At 71.1% G+C, this 17,932-nt stretch carries 13 protein-coding genes and 1 pseudogene; 10 read left to right on the top strand and 4 right to left on the bottom strand.

What is annotated here, in order from left to right; translation table 11 throughout:
- The first annotated feature begins 1 nt into the window (after position 1).
- Both QSK39_RS33430 and QSK39_RS33435 read left to right on the top strand, forming a co-directional pair.
- On the top strand, positions 2 to 1,045 hold the full coding sequence (locus QSK39_RS33430) for a LacI family DNA-binding transcriptional regulator (protein ID WP_285481849.1): 1,044 nt from the start codon (positions 2 to 4) through the stop codon (positions 1,043 to 1,045).
- Between the two features lie 355 nt (positions 1,046 to 1,400).
- Positions 1,401 to 5,480 (top strand): beta-galactosidase, encoded by a 4,080-nt coding sequence (locus QSK39_RS33435; RefSeq protein WP_285481850.1) that lies wholly within the window; start codon positions 1,401 to 1,403, stop codon positions 5,478 to 5,480.
- Here QSK39_RS33435 and QSK39_RS33440 read toward each other — a convergent pair.
- Together QSK39_RS33440 and QSK39_RS33445 are read right to left on the bottom strand one after the other, a co-directional pair.
- Positions 5,461 to 6,168: a DUF6008 family protein gene (locus tag QSK39_RS33440; protein ID WP_285481851.1), complete on the bottom strand. Its 708-nt coding sequence runs from the start codon at positions 6,166 to 6,168 to the stop codon at positions 5,461 to 5,463. The genes QSK39_RS33435 and QSK39_RS33440 overlap by 20 nt on opposite strands.
- 109 nt (positions 6,169 to 6,277) lie before the next feature.
- Positions 6,278 to 6,895 carry a LysE/ArgO family amino acid transporter gene (locus QSK39_RS33445; protein ID WP_285481852.1) on the bottom strand — a complete coding sequence of 206 codons (618 nt, stop codon included), beginning with the start codon at positions 6,893 to 6,895 and terminating at the stop codon, positions 6,278 to 6,280.
- Positions 6,896 to 7,116: 221 nt separating this feature from the next.
- Between QSK39_RS33445 and QSK39_RS33450 the strand changes: the two genes are divergently transcribed.
- Together QSK39_RS33450 and QSK39_RS33455 are read left to right on the top strand one after the other, a co-directional pair.
- Positions 7,117 to 7,911: an SDR family NAD(P)-dependent oxidoreductase gene (locus tag QSK39_RS33450; protein WP_285481853.1), complete on the top strand. Its 795-nt coding sequence runs from the start codon at positions 7,117 to 7,119 to the stop codon at positions 7,909 to 7,911.
- Between the two features lie 301 nt (positions 7,912 to 8,212).
- A complete protein-coding gene (locus tag QSK39_RS33455) occupies positions 8,213 to 8,338 on the top strand; it encodes a hypothetical protein (protein ID WP_285481854.1) in 126 nt (41 codons plus the stop codon).
- Here the strand turns inward: QSK39_RS33455 and QSK39_RS33460 are convergent, their stop codons facing one another.
- Together QSK39_RS33460 and QSK39_RS33465 are read right to left on the bottom strand one after the other, a co-directional pair.
- On the bottom strand, positions 8,339 to 9,802 hold the full coding sequence (locus tag QSK39_RS33460; RefSeq protein WP_285481855.1) for a cellulose binding domain-containing protein: 1,464 nt from the start codon (positions 9,800 to 9,802) through the stop codon (positions 8,339 to 8,341).
- 120 nt (positions 9,803 to 9,922) lie between these two features.
- The gene (locus tag QSK39_RS33465) at positions 9,923 to 11,962 is read right to left on the bottom strand and encodes a phosphocholine-specific phospholipase C (protein WP_285481856.1); all 2,040 of its coding nucleotides are present in this window, start codon (positions 11,960 to 11,962) and stop codon (positions 9,923 to 9,925) included.
- 232 nt (positions 11,963 to 12,194) lie between these two features.
- On the opposite strand from QSK39_RS33465, the gene QSK39_RS33470 reads away from it, so the two are divergent.
- The 6 genes and pseudogenes from QSK39_RS33470 to QSK39_RS33495 all read left to right on the top strand — a co-directional run bounded on the left by QSK39_RS33470 (position 12,195) and on the right by QSK39_RS33495 (position 17,919).
- Positions 12,195 to 12,434: a hypothetical protein gene (locus QSK39_RS33470; protein ID WP_285481857.1), complete on the top strand. Its 240-nt coding sequence runs from the start codon at positions 12,195 to 12,197 to the stop codon at positions 12,432 to 12,434.
- A 171-nt stretch (positions 12,435 to 12,605) separates the two neighbouring features.
- Positions 12,606 to 13,445, top strand: a pseudogene (locus QSK39_RS33475) (glycoside hydrolase family 16 protein); the annotation flags it as partial.
- Positions 13,446 to 13,717: 272 nt separating this feature from the next.
- Complete coding sequence (locus QSK39_RS33480; protein ID WP_285481858.1) at positions 13,718 to 14,638, top strand: D-alanyl-D-alanine carboxypeptidase family protein; 921 nt, start codon at positions 13,718 to 13,720, stop codon at positions 14,636 to 14,638.
- Entirely contained in the window at positions 14,635 to 15,585 is a 951-nt protein-coding gene (locus tag QSK39_RS33485; protein ID WP_285481859.1) for an endonuclease/exonuclease/phosphatase family protein, read from the top strand. Before QSK39_RS33480 ends, QSK39_RS33485 begins: the two co-directional genes overlap by 4 nt.
- A 232-nt stretch (positions 15,586 to 15,817) precedes the next feature.
- A complete protein-coding gene (locus QSK39_RS33490; protein ID WP_285481860.1) occupies positions 15,818 to 16,861 on the top strand; it encodes a LacI family DNA-binding transcriptional regulator in 1,044 nt (347 codons plus the stop codon).
- A gap of 56 nt (positions 16,862 to 16,917) precedes the next feature.
- The gene (locus tag QSK39_RS33495; protein WP_502873326.1) at positions 16,918 to 17,919 is read left to right on the top strand and encodes an ABC transporter substrate-binding protein; all 1,002 of its coding nucleotides are present in this window, start codon (positions 16,918 to 16,920) and stop codon (positions 17,917 to 17,919) included.
- Positions 17,920 to 17,932: the final 13 nt, after the last annotated feature.

Here is a 17,932-nt window from a genome sequence, read left to right on the forward strand (position 1 = left end):
AGTGGTGGACCGGGCAAAGGCGGGGGAGCAGACCAGGACGTCGGCCCCGGGGCCGCGGCAGCCCAGCCTGGCCGACGTCGCCGGCATGGCCGGGGTGTCGCACATGACCGTTTCGCGTGTGGTGAACGAGAGCGGGCCGGTGCGCCCGGAGACCCGCGAACGGGTCCTCGCCGCCGTGCACAAGCTCGGGTACCGGCCCAACACGGCCGCCCGGACGCTGGTCACCGGCCGGTCGGGCACGCTCGGCGTGGTCGCGCTGGAGTCCAACCTGTACGGGCCCGCGAGCACTCTTTACGGCATCGAGAACGCGGCTCGCGAAGCCGGGTACGGCGTCGCGATCTGCAGCGTCACCCGGCCGGGCCGGACGTCGATCGGCGACGCGGTGGAGAGCCTGCGGCGCCAGGCCGTCGAGGGGATCGTCGTCATCGCGCCGCACGTGACGGCCGGGCGGGCGCTGGCCGCGGTGCCGGGCGACATCCCGGTGGTCGCGGTCGGCGGCGGCGAGTCGGCGCCGGTGCCGGTGATCTCGGTCGACCAGTACGACGGCGCCCGCCGCGCCACCGAGCACCTCCTCGCCCTCGGCCACCGCACGGTCTGGCACGTGGCCGGCCCGGAGGACTGGCTGGAGGCCCGCGACCGCGAGCGCGGCTGGCGCGAGACCCTCGAGCGGCGCGGCCTGCGGGTGCCGGCGGTCGTGCGCGGCGACTGGAGCCCGCGGTCGGGCTACGAGGCGGGCCGGGCGCTGGTCGGCAAGCGCGGGCTGAAGGCGGTGTTCTCGGCCAACGACCAGATGGCGCTGGGCGTGCTGCGCGCGTTCACCGAGGCGGGCATCCGCGTCCCGGAGGACGTCCACGTCGCGGGCTTCGACGACGTCCCCGAGGCGGCGTACTTCACCCCGCCCCTGACGACGGTCCGCCAGGACTTCATCGAGGTCGGCCGCAAGACGTTCGGGCTCCTGGAGGACCGGATGGCGGGCGGCGACATCGGGGCGCGGCACCTCGTGCCGGCCGAGCTGATCGTCCGGGAGAGCACCGGCCCGCGCTGATGTCCCGTGGCTGCCGGCGAATTTTCGGTCAGCGCAGGTTCACATCGAGACACCGGGTCGTCGCGGACCACTGCCGCGGCTGTTCCTCGGGGCAAGATCGGCCAAGATCGCCGAAAAGATCCGACCAGAACGGGCTGATGCCGAAGATCGTGTTCAGTTCCCACTCGATCGCTTGAGCGGCGCGACCACCGGCCCGCGCTGATGTCCCGTGCTTGGCTCGTTCGAGACAGCCGACCAGGACAGTTAACGCTAACACTACCTCGGCACTGATCCATCTCGGTGTTGTATCTTGACCGCTTCTGTGCGGTTGCCAAAGGATCGTGTGCGGTTCAGTGTCGTTCCAGGAGGTCGCCGCATGCGTGCTTCGTTCCGGGCCCTGCTCGTCGCCCTGCTCGCTCTGGTCGGCGTGGTCGTTCCGCAGGCCGCCGCGGCTCCACCGAAAGCGGCCCACACCGTCACCTACGACGGCTACTCCTTCCTGGTCGACGGCACCCGCACCTACCTGTGGTCGGGGGAGTTCCACTCCTACCGCCTCCCGAGCCCCGACCTCTGGCTCGACATCTTCCAGAAGATGAAGGCGGCCGGCTTCAACTCGACGTCGCTCTACTTCGACTGGGGCTACCACTCGCCGCGCCAGGGGGTCTACGACTTCACCGGCGTCCGGGACCTCGACAAGCTCCTCGACATGGCCCAGCAGGCCGGCCTCTACGTCATCGCGCGGCCCGGGCCCTACATCAACGCCGAGGTCGACGGCGGTGGCTTCCCGACGTGGCTGTCCACCACCCCCGGCCACACCCGCAGCGCCGACCCGGTCTACCTGAAGTACTCCGACGAGTGGCAGACGCAGATCGACCGGATCATCGCGCGCCACCAGCTCACCAACGGAACCGGCAGCGTGCTGGCCTACCAGGTCGAGAACGAGTACTACAACGGCAACGCCGACGGCCGCGCCTACATGCAGCACCTCGAGGACAAGGCCCGCGCCGACGGCATCACGGTTCCGCTGGTGGGCAACAACAACGGCACCTTCAACGCCGGTGAGGCCGCCCTCGACGTCGATGCCGCCGACTCCTACCCGCAGGGCTTCGACTGCTCCAACCCGACGCGGTGGAACGGCGTCCCCGACATCAGCTACGACCACGTCCCCGGCAAGCCGCTGATCACCGCCGAGTTCCAGGGCGGCGCCTTCGACCCGTGGGGCGGCCCGGGCTACGAGAAGTGCGCGCAGCTGATCAACGACCAGTTCGCGAACGTCTTCTACGAGCAGAACATCGCGGTCGGCGCCACCGGCCAGAGCTTCTACATGCTGCACGGCGGCACGTCGTGGGGCTGGAGCGCGATCCCGCAGAACTACACCTCCTACGACTACGGCGCCGCGATCACCGAAGGCCGCCAGTTCGACCCGAAGTACAACGAAGACAAGCTGATCGGCTACTTCACCCAGTCGGTCGCCCCGCTGACCAAGACCGACGGGCTGGCGAGCGCGCCGCTCACCGACCCGGCCCTCACCGACACCGCCCGGATCAACCCGGACACCCGCACGCAGTTCCACACCCTGCGCCACACCGATTCGACGTCCACCGCCACGAACACCACGAGCCTCGCGCTCGACCTCGCCGCGCACGCCGGCTACACCTACGACGACCGCGCCGCCGAGGTCGGCTACACCGGGACCTGGAGCCACGTCGGGCCGGAGGTGAACTACACCGGCGGCGACTACCAGCACACCGAGTCGTTCTCGGAGGTCACCGGCGACAGCGTCAGCATCCCCTTCACCGGCACCGGGGTCCGCTGGGTGACGTCGAAGGACGGCAACCACGGCATCGCCGACGTCTACCTCGACGACGCGAAGGTCAGCACCGTCGACCTCTACGCGGCGAGCAAGCAGAACCAGGTCACCGGCTACGAGGTGCGCGGCCTGCCCGCCGGCGCGCACACGCTCAAGATCGTCGTCACCGGGCAGCAGAACGCGAACGCCGCCGGGGCGTTCGTCGTGGTGGACGCCGTCGACCTGCTGTCGGGCAGCGCCGACTACTACCCGGTCGTCCCGCAGCAGCCCGGCACCGGCGTCACGCTGAACGGCCGCCAGTCGAAGATCGTCGTCGCCGGGTACGACCTCGGGCGGACGCGGATGCAGTACTCGACGTCGGAGATCATGACGAGCGCGGCCATCGGCGGCCGGGACGTCGCCGTGCTCTACGGCGACAAGGGCGGGCCCGGCGAAACCGTCCTGCGGTTCGCGCAGCAGCCGTCAGTGCAGGTCCTCGGCGGCAACGCGACGTCCACTTGGGACCCCGCCCGCGGCGATCTGCGACTGAACTACACCCACGACGGCCTGGCGCGCGTGCTCGTCACCGCACCCGGGCAGCGCCCGCTGCTCCTGCTGCTCGCCGACAAGGCGACGGCGGCGACCTTCTGGCGCCAGGACACCGCGGCGGGCCCGGTGCTGGTCCGCGGCACGCACCTGGTGCGGACCGCGGCCGACGACCACGGCACCCTGAACCTGACCGGCGACACCGGCACCGACGGCACGTTCGAGGTCTTCGCCTCCGAGAAGTCGTTGTCGTGGAACGGATCCCGGGTCGCGACCCAGCCGACGTCCAGCGGCAGCCTCACCGCCGCCGCGCCGACGGCGAAGGCCGTGACGCTGCCCGCGTTGACCGGCTGGAAGCACCAGCAGGAGTCCCCGGAGAGCCAGCCCGGCTTCGACGACTCGGCCTGGCCGGTGGCCGACAAGGACACCTCCAACAGTTCGACGGCGCTCGGCACGAAACCGGTCCTCTTCGCCGACGACTACGGCTTCCACACCGGCAACACCTGGTACCGCGGCCGCTTCACCGGCGACGGCAAGCAGACCGGGATCACGCTGGCGAGCCAGAGCGGCGGGCCGGCGGGCGCGTTCTCGGCGTGGCTCAACGGTGTCTTCCTCGGCAGCTCCAAGGATCCGCAGCACACGTTCCCCTTCCCGGCCGGGACCTTGCGCGCGGGCGAGAACGAGATCTCCGTGCTGACCGTGAACATGGGCCACGAGGAGGACTACGGCGCGAACAACGGCAACAAGGCCGCGCGCGGCCTCACCTCCGCCCGGCTGACCGGGGCGCCGCTGACGTCGGTGACCTGGCGCCTGCAGGGCGTCCGCGGCGGCGAAACGGGACTCGACCCGGTCCGCGGCCCGCTCAACACCGGCGGCCTGTACGGCGAGCGCGCGGGCTGGTCGCTGCCCGGCTTCCCCGACGCTCGCTGGACGTCGGCGTCCCTGCCGGCGAAGGACACCACGCCGGGCGTGTCGTGGTACCGGACGACCGCGGACCTCGACCTGCCACGCGGCCAGGACACCTCGCTCGGCCTGACGATCACCGACGATCCCGCCCGCCAGTACCGGGCGCTGCTCTTCGTCAACGGCTGGCAGCTCGGGCAGTACGTCAACTACCTCGGGCCGCAGCACAGCTTCCCGATCCCGAACGGCGTCCTGAACCCCAACGGCCACAACACGATCGCGGTCGCCGTGTGGAACCTCGACGGCAGCACCGGCGGCCTGGGCACGATCGCGTGGACGAACTACGGCAGCTACCGCTCGCCGCTGGCCGTCAAGCAGAACGCGTCGCCCGGCTTCGACCCCGGGCGGTACGCGATGCCCGCGGCGCCGACCGCGGCGGTGTCGCTGACCGCGCCGGACACGGTGTCGGGTGGGCAGCGGTTCACCGCTTCGGCAACGGTGCGGGTGCCCGCGGGGGCGCCGCTGGCGTTCGACGTCAAGCCGGTGCTGACCGCGCCGGCCGGGTGGACGGTCGGCGCGGCATCTCCACCTTCGGTGGCGAAGATCGACGGCGGCAAGGCGGCGACCTTCACCTGGCCCGTCACCGCTCCCTCCACAGTGGACACGGCCGCGCTGAAGGTGGCGGTGGCCTACCGGCAGGCCGGGCGGCCGGGTTCGGTGTCCGGCGAGCGGATCGTCGGCGCGGTGCCCCCGGCGCCACCCGCGGGCGAGGTGGCCGTGAGCTCGCTGCCGTTCCTGACGGCGACGAACGGCTGGGGCCCGGTCGAGCGCGACACGAGCAACGGCGAAGCGGACGCGGGCGACGGCAAGCCGATGACCATCGGCGGGGTGGCGTACGCGAAGGGCCTCGGCGCGCACGCGGCGAGCGACGTCCAGCTCTACCTGGCCGGCACCTGCACGCGGCTCACGGCGTCGGTCGGCGTGGACGGCGAAACGGGCACCGGCGGCAGCGTGAGCTTCAGCGTCTCGGTGGACGGCGTGACCCGGGTGACGACGCCGGTGGTGCGCGGCGGCCAGGCGGCGGTCCCGATCGACGTCGACGTCACCGGTGCCCAGGTCCTGGACCTGCTGGTGAGCGACGGCGGCGACGGCAACGGCAACGACCACGCGGACTGGGCGCTCCCGACGCTCACCTGCGCTACGCCGCCTGCCGGGTGATCTCCGGAACCGGCCGGAGGAAGAAGGTGGCGCGGACTTCGCGACGTTCGCGCCACAGGTGGTACAGCGCCAGGCCGAAGATGATCGAGCCGATCACGTTGGCGATGAAGTGCCACCACACGCGGTAGGTCGTCAGCCCGATGCCCGGGTCCACGAGGCCGAAGAACGTCGACAGCCCGATCGCCCGGGGTGCGCCGAAGCCGATCGACAGCGTGAGGACCAGGTGCTCGAGCCCGTGCAGGCCCTGCATCCAGACGCCCATCTTCGCCCAGCGGCGGGCGCGGGTGCCGAGCGCCCGCCGCGTGATCACCATGACCCCGGCCAGCCCGGCCAGGAAGATGAAGTTGCCGGTGAGGTGCAGCAGCTCCATCCCGAACGTCTTGCGGTCCGGCAGCAGCATCTGCAGGCCGTTCGCGAGCCCGGTGCCCCACGGCGTCATCCACGCCGGGGAGTTCGGGTGCCCGAGCCAGTAACCGACCTGCGCGATGTGCTCCTGGACGTGGCCGAGCTGCCCGAGCACGCCGACGCCGATCACCGCGACCGAGCCGCGGTACACCCACGGCCGCACCGGCCCGCGGTTCGCGTACGCCAGCACCCCGACCGCCGCCCACATGGCCAGCGCCCAGAGCACCAGCAGCGTCGCCCCCGCGACGTCCCAGCCGGACATCGTCCCCATCGGCATGGTCATGGCGTCTCCCGTCGTCGACGCCCGAGCCTAACGGGAACCGACCGCAGGCAACGTCTTCCGCTGTGCGCCCGGGAACTGGACAAACCGTTACACCACAACGGTTTCCCGGTCAGGCGAGGACAAGTCGGACGGCGAGTGCGGTGATCACCGCACTCGACACCAGCGCCGTCGCCAACCGGCCCCGCGGTCCGGTGAGGACCCGGCCGAGCAGGGCCCCGCCGCCGGCCAGGAGCGCTTGCCAGCTCGCCGAGGCGGCGAACGCGGCCAGCACGAACCCGACCTGCTCGGGCACGGACACCGCGCTGCCGGCGCGGTCGCCGACGACCAGGGCGGTGAAGTAGACGACCGTCGTCGGGTTCACCAGCGTGATGCCGAGCAGGCTGACGTAGGCGCGGCCGGGCGCGAGCGGCGTCACCGGCCGGGTGGTGGCGTCGCGGTGGGATCGCAGCGCCGAAACGGCCCCGCGGATCGCCAGCGCGACCAGGATCCCGGCCGAGACCAGCCGCAACGGCCCGGCGATGGGCGTCACGAGTCCCGCGACCGCGGCGCCGCCGAGCACCGCCACCAGCGCGTACGCGCCGTCGGCCGTGGCGACGCCGAGGGCCGCGGCCAGGCCGGTGCGCAGTGACGTGCGGGCGGTGAGCGCGACGAGGTAGGTCGCGACGGCGCCGACCGGGATCGCGATGCCGTAGCCGGCCAGCAGGCCGGCGACCAGCGCGCCCGTCACGGCGCCGGGGTGATCGACCCCCGCGGACGGCCCGGCTGCTGCTGGACCGGCGCGGTGGTCGCGGCGACGGTCGGCAGGAGCGGGGTGCGAGAGGAGGTCATGCGCAGATGGTGTCGCCGCCGGGTCCGGTGCGGCAACCGGATTTCCCAGCCGGTGCGCACCGGGCACCTGTGCTTGAATCGCCCCGGAGGGAGGGGCCGACGCGAGAAGGGGATTTCACCATGCGGGTCGACCTCAGCGGGAAGACGGCACTGGTCACCGGGTCCACCCAGGGCATCGGCTCGGCGATCGCGGCGGGGCTCGCGGCCGCGGGCGCGCGGGTCGCGGTCAACGGCCGGAGCGAAACCGGGGTCTTGAAGGCGATCGCGCGCCTGAAGGAAGACCTGCCGGACGCCGACCTGGTGCCGGCGCCGGGTGACGTCTCGGAGGAAGCCGGCGCGGCGCAGGTCGTCGAGGAGGTGCCCGACGCCGACATCCTCGTCAACAACCTCGGCATCTTCGGCGCCCAGGAGCCGCTCGACATCACCGACGCCGACTGGCGGCGGTACTTCGAGGTCAACGTCCTGGCCGCGGTGCGGCTCACCCGTGCCTACCTGCCCGGCATGACCGGCCGCGGCTGGGGCCGGATCCAGTACATCGCCAGCGATTCGGCGATCGTGATCCCCGCCGAGATGATCCACTATGGAGTGTCGAAGACGGCGCTGCTGGGCGTCTCGCGCGGGTTCGCCAAGCACGCGGCCGGTACCGGGGTCACGGTGAACGCGGTGATCGCGGGCCCGACGCACACCGGCGGCGTCGAGGACTTCGTCTACGAGCTGGTGGACAAGGACCTGCCGTGGGACGAGGCGCAGCGGGAGTTCATGAAGGAGCACCGGCCGCAGTCCCTGCTGCAGCGCCTGATCGAGCCCGAAGAGATCGCGAACCTGGTGGTGTACCTGAGTTCCCCGTTCGCCTCGGCGACGACGGGCGCGGCCGTGCGCGTCGACGGCGGGTACGTCGACTCGATCGTGCCGTAGGCCCGCTCCCGCCCGGGCGCACGGGGGAGGCCCGGGAGGGAACGGGGGCTTGGGGTCGGTACGGGGGCCGCCTCGCGGCGGAAGGCACGACACGGCTCCTGCGTTACCGGTATTCCGTGAAGGCAAGGGGTGAGGCCCGGGGGCACCGCCGTACCGACACCCGATACAACGTCCGAGGCCGTCCGGTGTTCCGCGGCCGGGGGTGACGTGCGTCGCCACCGTTCGGGGTACCCCGCGCAGGGGTCGCCCGGACGAGCGCGCGGACTGTCCGGATCGGCCCGCGTGGTTCATGATCGACTTCATGGACCACATCGAGACACCGGTGAAACCCGCCCGAGGCCTGCGGCGGGTCCTCCTCGCGGCGGCGGCGGGCGCAGTGCTCGCCGCCACCGCGTGGGTGGCCCTGTGGCTGGCCATGCACCTCTGACTACGGCGTGACGGGGATGTTCGTCAGGCCCGCCGTCGCGTTCGTGACCGTGTTGGACGCGTACACCACGTTCGGGTCGGCCGCGCACTTCGACACCGAGCTGATCTTGATCGCGTAGGCGCCGACCCCGCCGAGGTCGGACTTGTTGTTGCGCCACACGTTGCCGCAGCCGTTGTCGAACGACGGCGACGTGCTCGTGTTGTGGTTCTCGTAGCCGTTGGCGAACGTGCCCGGCGAGGAGAACGTGCCGGTGTTGTTCTCGATCGTGTAGCCGATGCCCTTGACGTCGATCCAGGAGTCCGCCGAGTTCTCGCCGGAGATGCCGCGGCCGTCGAAGGTGTTGCCGCGGATCACACCGTTGAAGGTGCCTTCCTTGACGTCGATCGGCTCGGCCGCGATGAACGGGCCGATGTGGTTGTCCAGGACCTGGATCCGGTCGCCGCGGTCGACGCCGCCGGAGTTGCCGTGGCAGGCCCAGTTCGAGTTGGCCGAGCCGAGGTAGACGCCTTCGCCGTACCCCGGCTGCACCAGCCCGGTGTAGGTGATCGTCGAGTTCTTCAGCACGCTGTCGGCCGACGAGCGGCGGAAGTGGACCGCCTCCTCGTCGACGTGGTTGACGTCGACGCCGTCGATCGTCGTGTGCGGGGAGTTGTCGACGACGATGCCCTTCTTGGACTCCTGCACCGTGAAGCCGGCGAGGTTCCAGTACGGCGCACCCGAGAGCCACAGGCCGTAGCCCGAGTCCCAGCCCGCGGTCGGCGTGGGGCAGTCCGGCGCGTCACCCGACGGGCCGTCGTTGATCAGGACCGCGTTCGCCGGGCCCGACAGGGTGATGGGCTTCGTCGCGGTGCCGGCCTTCGTCGTGACGAACGAGCCGCGGTAGGTCCCGGCGGCGAGCTTGATCGCCTGTCCCGGCGCGGCGTTCGCCAGGGCGGCCTGCAATTGGGCGGCCGTCGAGACGTTCACCGTGTCCCCGGCGGGCGGGGGAGTCGTGGTCGTCGTCGGAGTCGGAGTCGTGGTGGTGGTCGTCGGCGTGGTCGGCGTAGTCGTGACCGGGCCGCTGCCCTCGCACGGAAGGCCGTTCACCGTGCAGCCCGACGGCAGTCCGGACCCCGCGACGTTGAAGCCGAAGTTCGCGGTGGCGCCGGGCTTGACCGTGCCGTTGAAGCTCGCGTTCGTGAACTTGTAGTGCTGACCGGCCTGCGTCTTCACCGAGCTCCACGAACTGCTCACCGACGTGCCGGCGGGCAGGTCGAACTCGACGGTCCAGCCGGAGGCGGGCGCGTCGCCGCGGTTGGCGATCGTGTACCCGCCGCCGTAGCCCCCGGTCCAGACCGAGGTCTTCGCGAACGTGGCGGACAGGTTCGCCGCCGCGGCCTGCGCGGTGACGGCGCCCGTCAGCGCGAGCGCGGCCGAGATCGTGGCGGCGCCGAGGAGAACGGCACGCCGGCTTCGTGGGGACACCAAGGACCTCCGGGAAAGGGGGACAGCGGAGGTGTTGCGGCGTACACCCGGACTTTCCCTTTATAGGTCACGGATGTGACGTGCGTCAATGAGCTGAACGATGGTCACGGATGTGAACGATCAGCCGGTGACGCTCGGTGCGCCCGTCTCGACGTGCCCGCTGAACCGGCGGAGGAACTTCGGGTCGGCGTCGAGCGTCGCGGACAGGTCGTACCAGCCGGACCCGTAGGCGACGGGGTTCCAGTCATCGGTCACGGTCTGCCCGGCGGCCAGCGGGTACGTCCACGGGCCGTCGGTGCGGTAGTGGTTGGCGGTGATGGTGACCTTCACGGCCGTCGTGCCGCTGTTGCGCATGGTCAGCCGCAGCTTGTTCTCGGCGGTGTAGCTCCCGAGGACGTCGACGCCCGCGCCGGCGCTGTTCGCGTCCCCGGCGAACACCCAGCGGAACCGGTTGGGCCCGTGCACCGCGACGCCGTACTTCCCGCCGCCGTAGAGCTGGATCCGCCAGGTGTCGCTCACCTGCGCGCCGGGCGCGACGTCGTAGGGCCACGGGCCGTCGGCCTGGCCGTCGTTGCGGTGGGCCATCAGCTGGACGGCCGCGGTGCCCTGGTTGGCGAACGTCGTGGTGAGGATCTGGTGGTCCGCGCTCAGCGACGTCGTCACCAGCGGGCGGTAGGGGAGCGCGCGGGCCGGGCGGGTGCCGGCTTCCTGCACCGGGACCTGCTGCTTGCCGGTCGCGGGCGGCGTGGGTTTCGGCAGCTTCTTCTGGGTGTCGTCGGCCTGCTTTCGCAGCGCGGCCGTGTCCGGCAGCAGCGGGATCTGCACGTTCGGGGTGCCGAAGTCGAAGCACGTCATCAGGTCGCCGCAGAGCGCGCGGCGCCACGCGCTGATGTTCGGCTCGGCCACGCCGGTCCAGCGTTCGAGGAACCGGATGACCGACGTGTGGTCGGTGACCTCGGAGCTGATCCAGCCGCCGCGGCTCCACGGCGAGATCACCGTCATCGGCACCCGCGCGCCGAGCCCGATCGGCTTGCCGCCGATGTACTCGCCGGCCGTCCCCGGCGGCGCGATCGGCGGGGCGACGTGGTCGAAGAAGCCGTCGTTCTCGTCGTAGTCGATGAGGACCACCGTGGACTCCCAGAGCTTCGGGTTCGCCCACAGCGCGTTCAGCACGGTCTGGGTGTACGCGGCACCGTCGACCGGGCGGGCTTCGGGGTGCTCGCAGTAGCCGTAGGGTGCGACGATCCACGACACCTTCGGCAGGGACCCGCTCGCGCAGTCGGCGGTGAACTCGGCCAGGACGTGGTTGACGTCCTTGCCCTTCCCGGAATCCGGGCCCCAGGTCTTGAAGACACTGGCCCGTTTGGACAGATCGCTCGCGTAGTCCTGGTGGTAGGCCTTGAACAGCCACAGCGGGTTGTCGCCGTAGTCGCCGACGAACGAGCCGCCCGCGTCACCGACTTCCTTGTTCGCGTAGACCTTCCACGAAACGCCGTGCTGCTGCAGGCGTTCCGGGTAGGTCGTCCAGCTGAAGACGGGCTTGTAGTCGGACGGGTTGTAGTTGGCCGGGCCGCCGGCCTTGCCGTCCGCGTCGATGGTGCCCGTGAAGAGGTAGAGCCGGTTGGGGGTGGTCGGGCCCTGCACCGAGCAGAAGTAGTGGTCGCACAGGGTGAACGCGTCGGCCAGCGCGCGGTGGAACGGGATGTCGCCCTGGCCGAAGTAGCCCATGGTCATTTCACCCTTGGCGGCGACCCACGCGTCGTTCGCGCCGCCGGCGATCGCCTGGTGCTGGTCGGCCCAGCCGTGCCCGAGGTCGCCGAGGTCCTGACCATCTACTTTGGACGTGTCCACGCGGAACGGCAGGAGGTACTTGCCGTCGCTGCGCCCGGAATCGGGCTGGTGGAAGACGTCCTGGCCGTTCGGCCGCACGATCGCCGAGCGGTCGCCGAAGCCGCGGACGCCCTTCATCGTGCCGTAGTAGTGGTCGAACGAGCGGTTCTCCTGCATCAGGATCACGACGTGCTCGACGTCGGACAGGCTGCCGGAGACCCGGGGCTCGGCGATGGCTTCGGCCATGCCGGGCGGCAGGGCGCCGAGGGCGCCGGCGGCGGCGACCCCGCCGAGGAAGCTGCGGCGGGTGAACTCGTGCGGGTCGGCCATCACGGGGAACCTCCAGGGGGACCTCGGCAGGGCTGGGCCAGCGTAGGTGATCGAAGCTGTTCGTAAACACCGACGTTCGGACGGAATCACGCAGAACGAAGTTCACGAGCTGTTCGGTTCGCGGCCCGGCCGCGTGACACTTTCCGGTGACCCGGAGGTGAACCCGGGCGGCGCGGGGAACCTCTTCCAGCACAAACCCCTGGCGCACAGGGGCTTCCGGGAGGAGAGCACCATGAAGACCCGTATCGCCGCACTCGCGGCCGCGCTCACCGTCATCGCCGCCGTCGCCACGGCGACCCCGGCGTCGGCCGACCCGGTCCCGGGCAACCCGAACCAGTTCTACGCCTATTGCGCGGTCGACCTGCTCGGGGTGCCGCTGGGCTGCACGGAGACCGACGAGGCGCACGCGTCGCACGTCTGCCAGTACGTCGCCACCGGTGTCGGGCTCGGGCTCGACTGCATCCAGCGCTGAAGTTGCCCGAAAGTACCCGGTGGTCCGGACCATCGGGTACTCGTCGGAAAATGTCCGACCGGTTAACCTTGTTCTTCGCCAGTGACCCGTTCATACTTTGTTGCGTCCGACAACAAATAGGGCGCCGGTGAGCCGCCAGCCGTCGCCCGCGGAACGGAAGGGGCGACGACGATGTCGACCAGGAACTCCGCCCGATGGCGGCGGACGAGCCGCCTGCTGGTGGCACCCGCGGCCCTGCTCGTGGCCGGCGCCTTGGTGGCCGCACCGCAGGTCCAGGCCGCGCCCGCGTCGGTCCTGGCCTCCTTCACCGACGACTTCGACGGCCCGGCGGGCAGCGGGGTCGACGGCGGGAAGTGGGTCCACGAGACCGGCGACAACGTGAACAACCACGAGCGGCAGTGGTACACCGACGGCACCGCCAACGCGGCGCTCGACGGCCAGGGCCACCTCGTGATCACGGCCAAGAAGGAGAACAGCGGGAACAACTGCTGGTACGGCGCCTGCGAGTACACGTCGGCGCGGCTCAACACGTCCGGCAAGTTCACCGCGTCCTCCGGGCACATCGAAGCCCGGATGAAGCTGCCGCGCGGGCAGGGCATGTGGCCCGCGTTCTGGATGCTGGGTTCGGACATCGGCAACGTCGGCTGGCCGCAGTGCGGCGAGATCGACATCATGGAGAACGTCGGCTTCGAGCCGAACACCGTGCACGGCACCATCCACGGCCCGGGGTATTCGGGTTCGGGCGGCATCGGCGCGGCGTACAACGGCCCGAACTTCTCCGACGACTTCCACACGTACGCGATCGACTGGTCCGCCGATCGCATCGTCTGGTCCGTGGACGGCAACGCCTACCAGACCCGCACGCCGGCCGACGTCGGCGGCAACCAGTGGGTGTTCAACCACGACTTCTTCGTGATCTTGAACCTCGCGGTGGGCGGCTACTGGCCGGGCGACCCGGACGGCAGCACCCAGTTCCCGCAGCAGCTCGTGGTCGACTACGTCCACGTGAGCTGAGGGGTCCAGACCAGCGGGACCGGCTTCCCACCGCGCGCGGCGGAGGGGGGCCGGTCCCGCGCCATGTCCGGCTCACCCGGGTGGCGTGGCGGGCCGCGCACCGTGGAGCCTCCGCGGCCCGCGCCGATTCCCGGCCTGTCCGCCGCTCTGGTACAGAATCGGGACATTTCTGGTTCAGACCTGTCGAACAACCCCGACGGCCCGGCGATCTTCCCCGGACAAAGTGACGGTGTGCGCTCGAGGAGCGCCCCCGCACCCGGAGGAGACCCATGGCCCGTACCCGCATCCCACCCGTCGCCGGCGGGCTCGCCGCTGCCGTTGCGGTGGCTCTTGCCACGGCCTGCTGGGTGCTCTTCCCGCCCACCGTCGACGGTGCCGCGAGCCCCGCCCGGCCCGCCGTCGAACTGCCGCTGCCGTGGCCGGCCGGGGGACAGGCCAGCGCCGAGGTGCAGGGCCTGGGCTCGCTGGGCAGCCATGGGGAGCAGGAGCCGGTGCCGATCGCCAGCGTCACCAAGGTGATGACCGCCTACGTCGTGCTCAAGCACCACCCGCTCGCCCCCGGCGAAGCGGGCCCGATGATCACCGTCGACGACCAGGCCGACGCCGAATCGACGTCCCGGGACGAGTCGACCGTCGCCTTGCGGGCCGGGCGGCAGGTCAGTGAGCGGGACCTGCTGGCGTTGATGCTCGTGCCGTCCGGCAACAACGCCGCCCGGCTGCTCGCCCGCTGGGACGCCGGCAGCCAGGACGCCTTCGTCGCGAAGATGAACCGCGAGGCCGCCGCGCTCGGGATGACCGGCACCACCTACACCGGCGCCAGCGGGGTCGAGGACTCGACCACGAGCACCGCCACCGACCAGCTGCGCCTGGCCCGCGAAGTGATGCGCAACGCGGTGATCCGCGAAATCGTCGCGACGACGAACCTCCGCGTCGACGGCGTGCCCGGCGTGGTCAACACCAACACCCTCCTCGGCCGGGACGGCGTGATCGGGCTGAAGACCGGTTCGTCGACCGCCGCCGGCGGGGCGCTGATGTGGGCGGCGAAGGGCCCCGGCGGGGTGCTCGTCCTCGGCGTCGTCCTGCACCAGAATCCGGGTGGGAGCCCGGCGCAGGGGCTTCAGGCCGCGCTCGAGAACAGCCGGACGCTCATCGCGGCGATCCAGCGCGCACTGCCGGCGGCCACTCGATGACCGCGGTGCTCGAGGCCGCGCCCGAGCGGCGAACCCGGCGCCGCGGCCGGGTGATCGCCGTCTTCTCCGCGCTGACAGCACTGCTGCTGCTCGCGCACTCGCTCGTGCCCAACTGGGTGGGCAACGCCGGCAGCCTGCTGGAGACGTTCCTGCCGTGGACGGGCCTGCTCGTGCTGCCGCTGCTCGTGGCGGCGCTCGTCCGGCGTTCCGCGCTCGCGCTCGTGTCGCTCCTGCTGCCGGCGCTGGTCTGGGGCGGGTTCTTCGGCGGCAGGCTGTTCGACAAAACGGAAGCCGGCGGCGACCTGACGATCGTCTCGCACAACGTCAACGACGAGAACCCGGACCCGGCCGGTACCGCGCGCGCCCTGGCGGCCTCGGGCGCGCAGGTGATCGCGTTGGAGGAGCTGAAGAAGTCCGAGATCCCGAAGTACGAAGACGCGCTCGCGGCCGCGTACCCGCACCACTCGGTGCAGGGCACGGTCGGGATCTGGAGCACCTTGCCGCTGCGCGACACCCGGCCGGTCGCGATCATGCCGTGGACCCGTGCGCTGCGGACCACAGTGGACACTCCGAAGGGCCCGGTGGCGGTCTTCGTCGCGCACCTGCCGTCGGTGCGGGTCCGGATCGACTCGGGCTTCACCGCCAACGGCCGCGACGAAGCGATCGGCCTCCTCGCCGACGCGGTGGCCGCGGAGTCCTCGCCGCGCACGGTCGTGGTCGGCGACTTCAACGGCACGGCCGACGACCGGGCCCTGGCGCCCATCACGGCGCGGATGCGGTCCGCGCAGGACGACGCGGGGGACGGGTTCGGGTTCAGCTGGCCCGCCGGGCTGCCGATGGCGCGGATCGACCAGGTCTTCGTGACGGGGGTGCGGCCGGTGGCGGCGTGGACGTTGCCCGCGACCGGCAGCGACCACCTCCCGGTGGCGGCCTCGCTGGCCCTCTGACGTCGGCGAACATGACCCTTGAACACCGTGGTCGCCGGTATCCGGTGATCAAGCAACATCCTTTCCCGCAGGTCCAGCCGCCGAGCCACGAGCCGGTACCCCTCCGGCGCACGTGACGAGACCGTTACGCACCCCGGTCTTGACCGCACTGGTGTTATCGCTAACACTGACTCCTCGCCGTCACCGGATCGGGTGACGGGGACCACGTCGACGCGGACGGAAGGGGACGCCGGTGGCCGAACGACCCCGCTCCGGCGGCCCCGTCAAGGTGACCGCGGCCGGTACGCGGCAGCCCAGTCTCACCGACGTCGCGGGCGTGGCGGGCGTGTCGCACATGACCGTCTCCCGGGTCATCAACGGGACCGGCCCGGTGCGCCCCGAAACCCGCGCCCGGGTGCTCGCCGCCATCGAAGAACTGGGCTACCGCCCGAACTCCGCGGCCCGCGCGCTCGTCACCGGACGCACCGGCACGCTCGGCGTCGTCGCGCTCGAGTCCAATCTGTACGGTCCGGCCAGCACGCTCTACGGCATCGAGAACGCCGCCCGGGAAGCGGGGTACGCGATCACGATCTCCAGTGTCAGCCGTCCCGGCCGGTCGTCGATCACCGACGCGGTGGAGAACCTCCGCCGCCAGGCCGTCGAAGGCATCATCGTCATCGCCCCGCACGTCACCGCGGGCCGCGCCCTGGAAGCCGCGCCCGCGGACTTCCCGGTCGTCGCCGTCGGCGGCGGGGAGGCCGCGCCGGTCCCGGTGATCTCCGTCGACCAGCGCGACGGCGCCCGCCGCGCCACCGAGCACCTGCTGGCCCTGGGCCACCGCACGGTCTGGCACGTCGCCGGTCCGGAGGACTGGCTGGAGGCCCGCGACCGCGAGCTCGGCTGGCGGGAAACCCTGGAACGCCACGGCGTGGACGCGCCCCGGGTGATCCGCGGCGACTGGAGCTCGCGCTCGGGCTACGAGGCGGGGCGATCCCTCGCCAAGGAGGGCGACCTCGACGCCGTCTTCGCCGGCAACGACCAGATGGCGCTCGGCCTGCTCCGCGCGTTCGCCGAGGCCGGCGTCTCGGTGCCGCGGGACGTGCGCGTCGCGGGCTTCGACGACGTCCCCGAGGCGGCGTACTTCACGCCGCCGCTGACCACGGTGCGCCAGGACTTCATCGAAGTCGGCCGACGCACGTTCGGCCTGCTCACGCAGCGGATGGAAGGGGGCGACCGGCACGCGCGCGCCCTCGTCGTGCCCGAGCTGATCGTCCGCGAGAGCACCGGGCCGCGTTAGCGCCCCGCACGCGCCGAACCGAAGATGTCCAGCTCCGAATGTTAACGCTAACAGAAATGATCACCGTCGATCGAGGAGTGAACGTGCTGAAGAAGCGATGGGCCGCCGCGGCGGCCGCGGCGGCCGGACTCGTGCTGCTCACCGCCTGCGGGAGTGGTGGTTCCTCCGGCGGTTCCGGCGGGGCGATCACGCTCGGGTTCGCCCAGGTGGGCGCCGAGAGCGGGTGGCGGACGGCCAACACCAAGTCGATCCAGGACTCGGCGAAGACGGCCGGCATCGAGCTCAAGTTCTCCGACGCGCAGCAGAAGCAGGAAAACCAGATCTCCGCCATCCGCTCCTACATCCAGCAGAAGGTCAAGGTCATCGCCTTCTCGCCGGTGGTGGAGTCGGGCTGGGAGACCGTGCTCAAGGAGGCCAAGACGGCCAACATCCCGGTCATCCTCACCGACCGGGCGATCGACTCGCCGGACAAGACGCTCTACAAGACCTTCCTCGGCTCGGACTTCATCGCCGAGGGCAAGAAGGCCGGGCAGTGGCTGACCAAGGAGTTCGGCAGCGCCACCGGCCAGGTCAACATCGTCGAGCTGCAGGGCACCACGGGCTCGGCCCCGGCGAACGACCGCAAGAAGGGTTTCGCGGACGTCATCTCGGCGGACCCGAAGTACAAGATCGTCGCCTCGCAGACCGGTGAGTTCACGCGCGCCAAGGGCAAGGAGGTCATGGAGGCCTTCCTCAAGTCCCAGCCGAAGATCGACGTCCTCTACGCGCACAACGACGACATGGCGCTCGGTGCCATCGAAGCGATCGAAGCCGCGGGCAAGGTGCCGGGCAAGGACATCAAGATCGTCTCGGTGGACGGCGTGAAGGACGCGCTGCAGGCACTGGCCGACGGCAAGATCAACCACGTCGTCGAGTGCAACCCGCTGCTCGGCCCGCAGCTGATGGACCTGGTGAAGAAGGTCGCCGCCGGTGAGTCGGTGCCCGAGCGCATCGAGACCCAGGAGACCGAGTTCGACCAGGCGTCGGCGAAGGCCGCCCTGCCGCAGCGCCAGTACTGAGAGGTCCCCGTGT

Origin of the sequence: Amycolatopsis sp. NBRC 101858 (assembly GCF_030269325.1) — a bacterium.
Lineage (GTDB): Bacteria > Actinomycetota > Actinomycetes > Mycobacteriales > Pseudonocardiaceae > Amycolatopsis > Amycolatopsis ponsaeliensis.

What these genes read in the sequence shown, in the direction of transcription:
- QSK39_RS33435 (WP_285481850.1), top strand. Translation starts at nt 1,401, where the DNA reads ATGCGTGCTTCGTTCCGGGCCCTGCTCGTCGCCCTGCTCGCTCTGGTC.
- QSK39_RS33440 (WP_285481851.1), bottom strand. Translation starts at nt 6,168, where the DNA reads ATGACCATGCCGATGGGGACGATGTCCGGCTGGGACGTCGCGGGGGCG.
- QSK39_RS33450 (WP_285481853.1), top strand. Translation starts at nt 7,117, where the DNA reads ATGCGGGTCGACCTCAGCGGGAAGACGGCACTGGTCACCGGGTCCACC.
- QSK39_RS33455 (WP_285481854.1), top strand. Translation starts at nt 8,213, where the DNA reads ATGGACCACATCGAGACACCGGTGAAACCCGCCCGAGGCCTGCGGCGG.
- QSK39_RS33465 (WP_285481856.1), bottom strand. Translation starts at nt 11,962, where the DNA reads ATGGCCGACCCGCACGAGTTCACCCGCCGCAGCTTCCTCGGCGGGGTC.
- QSK39_RS33470 (WP_285481857.1), top strand. Translation starts at nt 12,195, where the DNA reads ATGAAGACCCGTATCGCCGCACTCGCGGCCGCGCTCACCGTCATCGCC.
- QSK39_RS33480 (WP_285481858.1), top strand. Translation starts at nt 13,718, where the DNA reads ATGGCCCGTACCCGCATCCCACCCGTCGCCGGCGGGCTCGCCGCTGCC.
- QSK39_RS33485 (WP_285481859.1), top strand. Translation starts at nt 14,635, where the DNA reads ATGACCGCGGTGCTCGAGGCCGCGCCCGAGCGGCGAACCCGGCGCCGC.
- QSK39_RS33495 (WP_502873326.1), top strand. Translation starts at nt 16,918, where the DNA reads ATGATCACCGTCGATCGAGGAGTGAACGTGCTGAAGAAGCGATGGGCC.